The organism is Anaerobacillus sp. (genome assembly GCF_046314235.1).
Lineage (GTDB): Bacteria > Bacillota > Bacilli > Bacillales > Anaerobacillaceae > Anaerobacillus.
Genome location: NZ_JBKBWN010000003.1, coordinates 388,946 through 399,647, shown reverse-complemented (window position 1 = coordinate 399,647; position 10,702 = coordinate 388,946). Strand labels below are relative to the sequence as shown.

Annotated in this window: 12 protein-coding genes; 3 read left to right on the top strand and 9 right to left on the bottom strand. The window is 36.4% G+C overall.

What is annotated here, in order from left to right:
- Positions 1-983: 983 nt before the first annotated feature.
- The 3 genes from htpX to ACK4M9_RS06110 form a co-directional block, all read right to left on the bottom strand.
- A complete protein-coding gene (htpX, locus tag ACK4M9_RS06120) occupies positions 984-1,901 on the bottom strand; it encodes a protease HtpX (RefSeq protein ID WP_409848709.1) in 918 nt (305 codons plus the stop codon).
- Between the two features lie 198 nt (positions 1,902-2,099).
- Positions 2,100-2,411, bottom strand: a complete 312-nt coding sequence (locus tag ACK4M9_RS06115; RefSeq protein ID WP_409848708.1) for a hypothetical protein — start codon at positions 2,409-2,411, stop codon at positions 2,100-2,102.
- Between the two features lie 64 nt (positions 2,412-2,475).
- A complete protein-coding gene (locus tag ACK4M9_RS06110; RefSeq protein ID WP_409848707.1) occupies positions 2,476-4,149 on the bottom strand; it encodes a ribonuclease J in 1,674 nt (557 codons plus the stop codon).
- Between the two features lie 212 nt (positions 4,150-4,361).
- Here ACK4M9_RS06110 and spoIID point away from each other — a divergent pair, with 212 nt between their 5' ends.
- Positions 4,362-5,387: a stage II sporulation protein D gene (gene spoIID / locus ACK4M9_RS06105; protein WP_409848706.1), complete on the top strand. Its 1,026-nt coding sequence runs from the start codon at positions 4,362-4,364 to the stop codon at positions 5,385-5,387.
- 129 nt (positions 5,388-5,516) lie between these two features.
- Positions 5,517-5,696: a small acid-soluble spore protein H gene (locus ACK4M9_RS06100; protein WP_409848705.1), complete on the top strand. Its 180-nt coding sequence runs from the start codon at positions 5,517-5,519 to the stop codon at positions 5,694-5,696.
- A 186-nt stretch (positions 5,697-5,882) separates the two neighbouring features.
- Here ACK4M9_RS06100 and ACK4M9_RS06095 read toward each other — a convergent pair whose 3' ends face one another.
- From ACK4M9_RS06095 to ACK4M9_RS06075, 5 genes are all read right to left on the bottom strand, one after another.
- A complete protein-coding gene (locus ACK4M9_RS06095; protein WP_409848704.1) occupies positions 5,883-6,683 on the bottom strand; it encodes a PP2C family serine/threonine-protein phosphatase in 801 nt (266 codons plus the stop codon).
- Positions 6,680-7,129: an HIT family protein gene (locus tag ACK4M9_RS06090; RefSeq protein WP_409848703.1), complete on the bottom strand. Its 450-nt coding sequence runs from the start codon at positions 7,127-7,129 to the stop codon at positions 6,680-6,682. Before ACK4M9_RS06090 ends, ACK4M9_RS06095 begins: the two co-directional genes overlap by 4 nt.
- A gap of 156 nt (positions 7,130-7,285) precedes the next feature.
- Positions 7,286-7,810, bottom strand: coding sequence for a hypothetical protein (locus ACK4M9_RS06085; protein ID WP_409848702.1), 525 nt, complete (start codon positions 7,808-7,810; stop codon positions 7,286-7,288).
- Positions 7,811-8,066: 256 nt separating this feature from the next.
- A complete protein-coding gene (locus tag ACK4M9_RS06080) occupies positions 8,067-8,522 on the bottom strand; it encodes a hypothetical protein (RefSeq protein WP_409848701.1) in 456 nt (151 codons plus the stop codon).
- A 134-nt stretch (positions 8,523-8,656) separates the two neighbouring features.
- Positions 8,657-9,451: a hypothetical protein gene (locus tag ACK4M9_RS06075; protein WP_409848700.1), complete on the bottom strand. Its 795-nt coding sequence runs from the start codon at positions 9,449-9,451 to the stop codon at positions 8,657-8,659.
- A 183-nt stretch (positions 9,452-9,634) separates the two neighbouring features.
- Between ACK4M9_RS06075 and ACK4M9_RS06070 the strand changes: the two genes are divergently transcribed.
- On the top strand, positions 9,635-9,886 hold the full coding sequence (locus ACK4M9_RS06070) for a hypothetical protein (protein WP_409848699.1): 252 nt from the start codon (positions 9,635-9,637) through the stop codon (positions 9,884-9,886).
- Positions 9,887-10,279: 393 nt separating this feature from the next.
- Here the strand turns inward: ACK4M9_RS06070 and ACK4M9_RS06065 are convergent, their stop codons facing one another.
- Positions 10,280-10,522: a hypothetical protein gene (locus tag ACK4M9_RS06065; protein WP_409848698.1), complete on the bottom strand. Its 243-nt coding sequence runs from the start codon at positions 10,520-10,522 to the stop codon at positions 10,280-10,282.
- Positions 10,523-10,702: the final 180 nt, after the last annotated feature.

Sequence of the window (10,702 nt, the reverse complement as noted above, 5' to 3'; positions counted from 1 at the left end):
TCCTAATAACTGGTAATCTCAGTCCGCTAACCACAACTATAAGGACACTAACTCCTAATAACTGGTAATCTCAGTCCGCTAACTCCCCCTATAAGGACACCAAATCCTAATAACTGGTAAACTCAGTCCACTAAACACAACTATAAGGACACTAACTCCTAATAACTGGTAAACTCAGTCCACTAAACACAACTATAAAGGCACCAAATCCTAATAACTGGTAAATCCAGTCCACTAACCACATCAACAAGGACACCAAATCCTAATAACTGGTAATCTCAGTCCGCTAACCACAACTATAAGGACACTAACTCCTAATAACTGGTAATCTCAGTCCGCTAACATCACCTACAAGGACACTAACTCCTAATAACTGGTAATCTCAGTCCACTAACTACCCCTATAAGTACACTAACTCCTAATAACTGGTAATCTCAGTCCACTAACCTCACCTATAAGGACACTAACTCCTAATAACTGGTAAACTCAGTCCACTAACATCACCTACAAGGACACTAACTCCTAATAACTGGTAAACTCAGTCCACTAACTACCCCTATAAGGACACTAACTCCTAATAACTGGTAAACTCAGTCCACTAACCACATCAACAAGGACACTAACTCCTAATACTGGTAATTTCAGTCCACTAACTACCCCTATAAGGACACTAACTCCTAATAACTGGTAAACTCAGTCCGCTAAACACAACTATAATGACACTAACCACATCAACAAGGACACTAAATCCTAATAACTGGTAAACTCAGTCCACTAACCACAACTATAAGGACACTAACTCCTAATAACTGGTAATCTCAGTCCGCAAAATCAAAAATTCTCCACTTCAGATGGACTTTTCTCAAAACTTTTCCATTTAAGGTGCCTGGCACCTAATATAACGGCCACATAATCCGCAGCAACATAAAGACATCAAAAAAAAACTGCCCCTGAAGTTGGGGGCAGTCGCTCGCTATCATTAATTATCTTTGTTCTAAACGGGCAATTCTTTCATCTAAGTCAGGGTGAGTTGAGAATAGTCTCATCATCCCGCCTTTTCCGCTGATTTTCATTGTTTGGATTGCTGAATCGTCAGTATGACCATTACTCACATTTGCTTGATTTACATACGATCTAAGTGAGCGAAGTGCATGAGCCATTTTGTCGCGTCCGGCTAGGTCAGCACCACCTCGGTCCGCATGGAATTCACGATGACGTGAGTATGCACTTACGACTAAGCTTCCCAAAATCGAGAATAAGATTTGGAAAACAAGCACAGCTATAAAACGAACGATCATTTGCATTTCAGAACGAACGAGGCGTGATACAAGGATCGCTGCGATTCTTGAGAAAAATACAACGAATGTATTCACTACACCTTGCAACAACGTCATTGTTACCATATCTCCGTTTGCTACGTGAGCTACTTCATGGGCGATAACGCCTTCAACAGCAGCATCATCCATCGCATTTAATAACCCTGATGAAACGGCAACAAGTGAGCGCTTTTTCGAAGGTCCTGTCGCAAAAGCATTTACTTCAGGTGAAGGGTAAATTCCCACCTCTGGCATATGAACTAGCCCTGCTGCACGCGAAAAGCGGTGAACCTTCTCAACGATTCCACGTTCTTGTGCTGTAAGTGGACCGTCTGGATCTAACACTTTTACCTTCATCATTTTCTTAGCAATCCAACGCGACATTGCAAGTGAGATGAATGAACCAGCAAAACCAACAATTAAACTAAATACCATTAATGAGCCATAATTAATGCCTAATCCGGCTTCGCCATTCTCGAACGACCCGCTAATGCCTGTATATTTTGTGATTAGCGACCAGACGATTAAAATCGTCGTCATTACAAGAATGTTTGTTAAAATAAAAAGAAAAAATCGTTTCCCCATTGATTCGCCTCCATTTTCTTTGATGTACTAGTCTAGTTTAACATGGTTTTACTTTTAAGCGGTAGAAAAACGACTAAAATTTTCTCCAAGTGTGTTAACAAACAGCTACAGGGTTTAACTAAAATAACTGAATCACCCTTCCTCTAAAACGTCAAAAAAATATGACGCTCTCCTGTTTTACAGAGAACGCCATATACCTTATTTATCTTTTTCTTTAATCTTTTCTCGTATACTTTCTAGTTCTTCTAACGACAACTCACCGAGTGATTTTTTAATTTCTTCCTCGATCTGTTTCCGGTTCGTTTCTCGATATTGGTCCCACCATTCACGTAAACCTTCCGTATTTTTAAGGAGGTAATCAATATCGATTTCTTCTATATCATCATCCGAAATATAATTCAAAACCGCCGCTAAAAATCGATTAAGCCTGGAAATTTCATCTTCGTTATTATCTTCAATCGCTAATTCCAGATCCGTCTCTTCGTTTTTTTCAGTAGCTTTACGTGGCATCGCTCCGCCTCCTTTTGGTACCTGGCACCCTAGTCTTGAACATAGGTGCCTGGCACCTTAACCGTTAAATTTCTATAATAATCGGAAGGACCATTGGTTTTTTCTTCGTATGTGAAAATAAATGTTGTCCGATTGTCTTTTTAACATTTTTCTTAATGACATTCCACGAGTCTCTATTTGCTTCAAGGAGTTCGTTCACTGTTTTTCCAACAAGGCGATTTACATCTCTTAATAACTGCTCAGAATTTCCTCCATATACAAAACCTCGAGAAATTGCATCTGGTTCAGTAATTAGTTTTCTCTCCGATTTACTAATCGTTAATACGATCACGAGCATTCCATCTTCAGAAAGCTGTTTGCGATCCCTTAATACAATTTCTTCAACATCACCAACACCGATACCGTCTATGTAGGTGTTTCCTGTTGGTATGCTTCTTGTCTGAAGCGCACTTTCGTTAACGATATCAACAACGTCTCCATTTTTGATGATAAATGTATGATTTTGCTCTACTCCAACAGTTTCAGCTAACAAGCGATGATGATGGAGCATTCGATACTCACCGTGAATTGGAATAAAATACTTTGGTTTCATTAACGTAAGCATTAGTTTTAAGTCTTCCTGATAGCCGTGACCAGAAACATGCATTCCTGATGAACTTCCTGAACCATAAATGACATTTGCGCCGAGTTGGTATAGGTTGTCGATGATTTTTGAAACATTTTTTTCATTGCCTGGAATTGGACCAGCAGCTAAAATGACAGTATCTTCTGGTAAAATTTCAACACCGCGAAAGCTCGAGTTGGATAAACGCGCTAAGGCTGCCATTGGTTCTCCTTGGCTACCAGTACAAAGAATGGCAACTTTTTCAGGGTCCATTTCATCGATTTCATCTTGGCCAATTAACATGCCATCAGGGATATCTAAATAACCTCGTTCGATCGCCACATCGACGACATTCACCATACTTCTTCCAAGTAAGGCAAGCTTACGGTTGGTAGCTTTTGCAGCATCAACGACTTGCTGAACACGACTAATATTTGATGCAAAGGTTGAAAGAAAAATTTTACGTTTAGCTTTCTTGAAAGCTTCTTCAACATGTTCACCAACAATGTGTTCCGATGGCGTAAAGCCGCGTCGTTCCGCATTTGTACTTTCTGACAAAAGTAATAAGACTCCTCGCTTACCGATTTCAGCCATTTTATGAATATCTGAGTATTCTTTATTTACAGGAGTCAAATCAAACTTAAAGTCACCAGTATGGACAATATTCCCCTCAGGTGTATTAAAAACAATCCCAAGGCAATCAGGGATACTATGATTTACCTTGAAAAATGTAGCACTCATTTCGCCAATTGTAATGTTAGAATCTGCATTTATCTCAACGAGTTCTGTTTCCCTCAATAGTTTGTGCTCTTTTAATTTTAATTCAATTAAACCAAGGGTAAAGCGAGTCGCATAAACAGGTACGTTTATTTTTTTCAGAAAAAAAGGAATTCCACCGATATGATCTTCATGTCCATGTGTGACAATTAAAGCTCGAACTTTTTCTTTATTTTCAACTAGATAAGTAATATCAGGGATGATCAAATCAATACCCAATAAACTCTCATCCGGGAACTTATTCCCACAGTCAATGACGACGATATCCTCTCCATATTGCACTGCATACATATTTTTTCCGATTTCATGCAAGCCACCTAAGGCGAAAATTGATACCTTTTTCTGTTCAACGCTCAACTCAAAAACCTCCTACCACTAATAGTAATGTTAGTATGGCTGTTTAGGTTTTTCTTTATTAAATTGAGTTGATTGAGAAAGACTTAAATTTTCCATGCAGTTTAGTTCAAGAAAAAACACTCGTTATTTTAAATACTTCATTGTGAAATTATTTGTTCTAAATGCCTGTCCTATCTTCGTATATATATTAAATAAAATATAGGAGGCTTTGGATGAAACCATTTTTTTATTTAATTGTAGCTTCTTTCATGATTATTGTCCTTGTTATTCCTTCAGTAATTGTTATCGCTTTTGGTCCAAATGCGGAAAATCAAAACATAAATTATACCCCAAAATATGAATTTCCATCTAGCGTGCCATCTGAAAACGCTACAAATAATATTACTGTATCAGTTTTTAGAACGAATACTCAAGAAATTGAAAAGTTGTATCTTGAAGAATACTTGAAGGGTGTATTAGCTTCTGAAATGCCAGCTAGTTATGAATTAGAGGCTTTAAAAGCGCAAGCTATAAGTGCAAGAACTTATACCTTGAAGTATCTAATAATAGAAAATAAAGACCAATTACCTCAACTACCTCTAGGAGCCGATATTACGGATTCTACAGACCATCAGGTGTATAAAAGCCAAAATGAATTAAAAGAGATGTGGAAAAGCGATTATGACAAGTATTTTAATAAAATATCTCAAGCAATCGACGAAACTAAAGGATTGATAATGACATATAATGGAGAAATCATTGAACCTACTTTTTTCGCCATTAGTAACGGTTTTACTGAGAATTCAGAAGATTACTGGACAGCATCCTTGCCATATCTAAGAAGTGTTCCTAGTCCATGGGATAAAAATTCCCCCGGTTTTATTGGAGAAAGTGAATTTTCCTCAAATGAGTTTAAATCGAAAATTGGTGTTGAGTTTACAAGTGGTATCAGCGTTGAGAGAACTTCTACTAATCGAGTATCCTCTGTTACAATCAAAGAAAAGAAATTTACTGGTGATGAGTTTAGGAAGCTTTTAGGTTTAAGGTCAACCGATTTTAGTTTTAATATTGATGGAGATACAATCAAATTTTCTACAATTGGTTATGGACATGGAGTTGGTATGAGCCAGTATGGGGCTAATAGTATGGCGAAGGATGGAAAGAACTATAAAGAAATTCTAGAATATTATTATAGAGGCATTGAGATAGAAGATTTAAAATCGAACCAAAAATACAGTGAGTTAGTTTTGAAAAGATAAAATAATTCATAATAATTTTTATAAATACTTTAAAAAAGAAATTAATATAAAGCATTGTGGAAGAAATGCATAACTACTCACCTTCCAACAAATAGTAAAACATAGTAACTATGAAAAGGAGGTGCGGTAATGGATACCCAGCGAGCACAAGAAATTTCTTCTTCACCAAATATGAAGGCTGTACAATACAACGGACAAGAGGTTTACATTGAACACGTCGATCGTAGTAGCGGATTAGCTACAATTCACCCTCTAAATGATCCAAATAATAAACAAAGTGTTTCTATCTCAGAATTAAGTGAAGTGTAAAACCAAACACCTTCAGCTAACTAGACTGGCTGAAGGTGTTCTTTTCTTCAAATAATTAACCTAGGTTGTTACTATTTTATTTCTTCAATATATCGTATTCATTAAAATATTGAAGTATTGTACCCTTTCCATTAGCTACTTCTACTTTTGCAAAAGCACCGTTAACGAACGTGAGTTGTGGTGGGATCATTCCCCTTTACTAGGCATACTACCTTCTTCTAAAATAGTAACCTGCCAAGAAATAATTGTTGCACTATCTCTACCATTGTTGCTCGCAACATCACCCAACAACGAATAAATCCCTTCGTGTTGACTAGTTTTTTCAACCACATTAGCAATTTCTACTGTGTTAACAAATCGACTATTAGCGTACTCAATCAATCCGTCAGTCGTTAATAACAAATGATTACTTCCTTTTCTTAACTCTCTTATTCCACTACTATAGCAGGGAACTAGCTTTCGAAACGTATTTTCCTTCCCCACCCATTCAAAAAACTGCCTTTGATTCAGCTGATACTGCCCTAAGTTTGCCAATTCGTTATGAAACAAGTAAAGGATACAGTCGCCAATTGAAAACCACCAAAGAAACTTCTCTTTTCTAACTACAAGTAAGCAGGATGTTTCTCCTTTTATATTTTCACATTTGGAAAGGAACTTCTCATCTTGGAAGATATCTACTATTTTACTCTCGAGTTTCTTAAAACTAGATGAAGTTAGTGGTACTGATAAAATATTTTTTATCGCATTTTTGTTAGACTCTAACTGTTTTACCACAGCCTCAGCGCTTTCGGCTGTCGTATGGGCATCTAGGATCATCGCAAACTCCCAATCTTGATGTACCCAAACTAGACAACCATCTTCATTTTTTGTTTGTCCGCCACTAGAGCTCCCACCATAACGACCAACAATCAATTTTCCCACCTGTACGCAATTGGCCTGATCAATGAAATCTTCCTGGTTCCCAACCCAACTAAAATCTTTTATCATAAACTATCATTCTCTAAATACTGTTTTATTCGCTGACATAACTCAACTACTTCATTATTAGTTCCCATAGGTGCATCTGTCCAGTCATAGACAGCCATTGGCCCCCAATACTCTTTTGGTGTATTGGGATAGCGAGGTACGATGTGAAGATGAAGATGAGGCACAGCGTCTCCCAAAACGTAGGAATAGATATGTTCCGCCTTCTCAGTTTCTTGAAGTGCTTTACTTACCTTTGCTAACATCATCCCAAATACTTTTGCTTCTTCCATATTCATATCTCCAAGTGTTGGAACATGACGTTTCAAATCAATCATAATATGACCTAGGTAATTTGGTTCCCCTTTTTTATCAATGTGCCCAACAAAAACGTACTCATCTTCGTAAATTGTGACCCCTGATGTTTCAATTGATCCAGCATGCTTGTTACAAATAAAACAGGCTTCCATAACCATCCTCCTTTTTTAAATATTTCTAAAATTATAATACAATCAACCTCTATTTGGTATAAATTTCTAATCTTAAACTTACCTTATAAAAAAAGTCTCCTAATTCACTCACCTTATCTCGGTCAAATTTAATTTAGAAATAGTACCCCTTCTAAACTACCATCTCCCATAAAACAAAATTCTTTCTAATACTGCAACAATTAAGGTGGTGACAATGTTCAATAAAATGATGAGCTTTAAAAGAGCTCCCGTATTTTTGACATGTTTTTTCAAGTAAAGATAGACTAGCGGACCCTCAATAGCAAGCGTAAGTAACAGATATTCCGCTAAAACGATGTAGTACGGTCCTGTCTCGAATGCTAAATTCCAGGAAGTAACCCAGCCCTCAGAGTAAAAGCCATGGAGGTCAATCGCTCTAAGTATGTAAGGAAAAAGAAACGAGGCAAGATTTGCAATGACAACAACGACAGCAATCTTAATTTTTATAGACCACTCTTTCATTTTGGCAAAAACATAGATCCCGATTATTTCGATACTAAGAGTGAGTAAAATGGCATAAGGTAAGAACACTTTAGGACTTGACGTAAGCCATTGCCAAGATGAATTTGCAAGGACAGTTGTCTGATAGGTAACAATGAACAAAAATAAAATGACTGAAACCTTGAGCTTTCGAATTGTCAAAAATATCTCTCCCAACTATTTAGAAATTTTCTTTCTCTTTTGAATAATTCCATTTAAATCGCTCTCAATCATATAAACCTTCCGTTACTACTAAGACGAAAAGATCGAAAATAAGTTTCATAATTAGGTGCCAGGCACCTAAAAAAGACGCTACCAAACAATTTGGGTAGCGTCTTCAAAATCCTCAAATATAAAACCTGTCCACTCCACATGGACTTTTGATCGTTTTTGTCCATTTAGGGTGCCAGGCACCATTTTATTTCCTCTTGGCCAGAATACCGATAGCGATCAGAACAATTACTCCTAAAACAAAGAAGTGTTTAAAGTAGCCAAACTCCCGTTGTAATATTGGTTTCATTTTATTAACTACTTTTATTTGCTCATTTGCATGAAGGGTAAACGAAAAGTCCTCAGTAGGTAATTGGGCTAGATGTGCTATATAAACATCATCTGCCTCTTTTTCCATGTTAATGCTGCTTCTCACTAAAAATGGTGCATGATTTGGTGCGATAATTTTTATTGATAAATTCTTGAAGTCACTCCAATTTTCAGCAGGATTAAATAGATAATCAAATGAATACAATGGTTCTTCTGTTTCAGTTTTGTCCATGGTTCCAAAAGTTCTATAACTTACAGCTACTTCCCTCGAGGAATTAGCTGGGAAATCTACTGTATAGGCTAACGAAAAAATGCGTTCATAATATCCAGGCATAAGAAGTTCATCCTCATAAATCAAGGCCTTTTCTGTTAAGAAATATCTATCTAAAGATTTTGCAAACAAATTGTATAATTGCGTATCCAGTACAGTTTGATCGTAAGCGAAGTGATCAGCCGTTTTTAAAAACTCTAACAGATAGTCTCTAACTTTACTTCATCAAAAGAGGTTTCATAGCTGAAAAGGTCCGTTTCTTGCTTTTTTTCACCGTCTAGATAACCGTTAACATTAAAATCGATATCTTCACCAATAACAAAAATCTCTAATTTCGTTGGTTCATTGGACCAACTAGATACTTTTATTTGTTCGTTATAACTTTCATAACCACTGAAGCCCTTTGTAACTATTTTCGTTTTTTCACTATTAAAAATCAATTCGACCACAAGGTTTACCCCATCAATGGTCGATGGCTTGGTATCAATTACGTACAGTTTCCCCTTGTCATTTCCATTAACAAACTTTCCATTATAAACTTCGTTCGTAACTGTGCTAACAATTCTTTGAAAATCATAAAGATCCGGCTTTGCACTAGTGGGATAAGACGGACTGCTGACAGACTCCCCTAGATATATATCAAAAGGCAACGCCACTTCATCTGAAGTGATCAATAAATCAGCAGAGTTAAAATTATAAAGGCTACCTACAAAAGGAAATAGCATCTGTACTGATTGTGGCTCATCTGTAGGATTTACCATTTCATAAGTTGCAGTGACCTTACCCGTTAATGTTTTGTCAAATCGCTCGCTATCTTCAAAATTAAAGACAAGTGTCTCATTCTCAACCTTAATAGGAGAATTTTGATCGATTGTCATCATTTCTAGTGATGGAAATTGATGCGTATATGTAGGTCCAGCATTTGCAAAAATCAGCCCAGGAAACACAAATAAAACGAATACAGAAAACAAACTAACTGCCCTTTTCCTCATAAACGTTCACCTTTCGAGACTAAACCATCTCATGTTTTTGTTATTAATCAATTATTCAACGCCCATTTAGAATAATCCTGCACATTAACCTAAGCTTCATCTCTTAGAAAAAACGGAACAAAAATCTTCCAGAATATTTAATCGTATAATACAAATCCTATCGTTGTTAAGGAGGTGAAACAAATGTCAAACCAATCAAATCAGAACAACCAACAAAGTAAAAATCAGCAAAATAACCAACAATACAATAATGGTGTAGCTGATGGAATTAAAAATACTGCAGGAGCTGCATTTCACGCAGTTCATAGCGCTTTAGAGACAACTGAAAATGTTGCCATGAATGCTGTTGATGGAACAGCAAACGCAATTAACAGTTTAACTGGCAACAATAAACAAAGAAATAACAATAGCAATAAAAATAACAATAATCAGTAATTTTAAAAACGCCATTTATTTGGCGTCTTTATTTTTCTGAATAACTTATTTTTTGCTTACCCGAAAGCGTACTAGTATCAAAACAATTGTTGTAATCCCTAATATGATGATTAACGAACTTGGCTTATATTTAGACTTTTCTATAGTTTTTTCTTTTCCCTCACCGACAATGTCTATTGAAATTTGTTCAGTTGGTTTTTCTCCTGTTCCTAAGATTTTAATATCCTCCTTGGCGGTTGCTAATGGGGCCGTTCTTGAACATAGGTTAGCTTTTAGCTCCCCGTCCCACTCATCTGCATAAACTAAATACTCAACGTTAACCGTAAAGTGATAACCGCACGTAGCCGTATCTCTTACTGTATAAATAATAGCCTGCGACTGATTGATACCTTTCTAAGTCTCGTTTACTTCGAACAATACCCTAATAGGATCGTCCCCAGAGAGTAACTCCTTACCTTTATTCTCATCTACAATTCCAATCACTCTTCCACTGAAAACCGCGGAACTATCCTTCAACTCTTCTAGTGGAGATTTAGGCTCCTCGCATGAACAAGCAAACCCCTTTAATGGTAAGAAAGTAAATATAAATAAAAAAACTAAAAGGCTAATCATGATTTTACCTATTTTTCTTTTCAAACAGTTCACCCCAATCCTAAGCATATTGACCTACAACTTCCATAGATTAGACGATTTAAAACAATAATTGGTTTCATAGCCACTTTCTAAATGAATAACCTAGTAGTTATCTTTAAATAAAAATAGGAATAATTAACAAATTTTTCACCAATATATAAGATTATACATTTAGTTAAATAG

Excerpts from the sequence above, each read along its gene's own strand:
- spoIID (WP_409848706.1), top strand. The coding sequence starts at position 4,362 with ATGAAACCATTTTTTTATTTAATTGTAGCTTCTTTCATGATTATTGTC.
- ACK4M9_RS06075 (WP_409848700.1), bottom strand. The coding sequence starts at position 9,451 with ATGAGGAAAAGGGCAGTTAGTTTGTTTTCTGTATTCGTTTTATTTGTG.
- htpX (WP_409848709.1), bottom strand. The coding sequence starts at position 1,901 with ATGGGGAAACGATTTTTTCTTTTTATTTTAACAAACATTCTTGTAATG.
- ACK4M9_RS06115 (WP_409848708.1), bottom strand. The coding sequence starts at position 2,411 with ATGCCACGTAAAGCTACTGAAAAAAACGAAGAGACGGATCTGGAATTA.
- ACK4M9_RS06070 (WP_409848699.1), top strand. The coding sequence starts at position 9,635 with ATGTCAAACCAATCAAATCAGAACAACCAACAAAGTAAAAATCAGCAA.
- ACK4M9_RS06080 (WP_409848701.1), bottom strand. The coding sequence starts at position 8,522 with ATGCCTGGATATTATGAACGCATTTTTTCGTTAGCCTATACAGTAGAT.
- ACK4M9_RS06100 (WP_409848705.1), top strand. The coding sequence starts at position 5,517 with ATGGATACCCAGCGAGCACAAGAAATTTCTTCTTCACCAAATATGAAG.
- ACK4M9_RS06095 (WP_409848704.1), bottom strand. The coding sequence starts at position 6,683 with ATGATAAAAGATTTTAGTTGGGTTGGGAACCAGGAAGATTTCATTGAT.
- ACK4M9_RS06090 (WP_409848703.1), bottom strand. The coding sequence starts at position 7,129 with ATGGAAGCCTGTTTTATTTGTAACAAGCATGCTGGATCAATTGAAACA.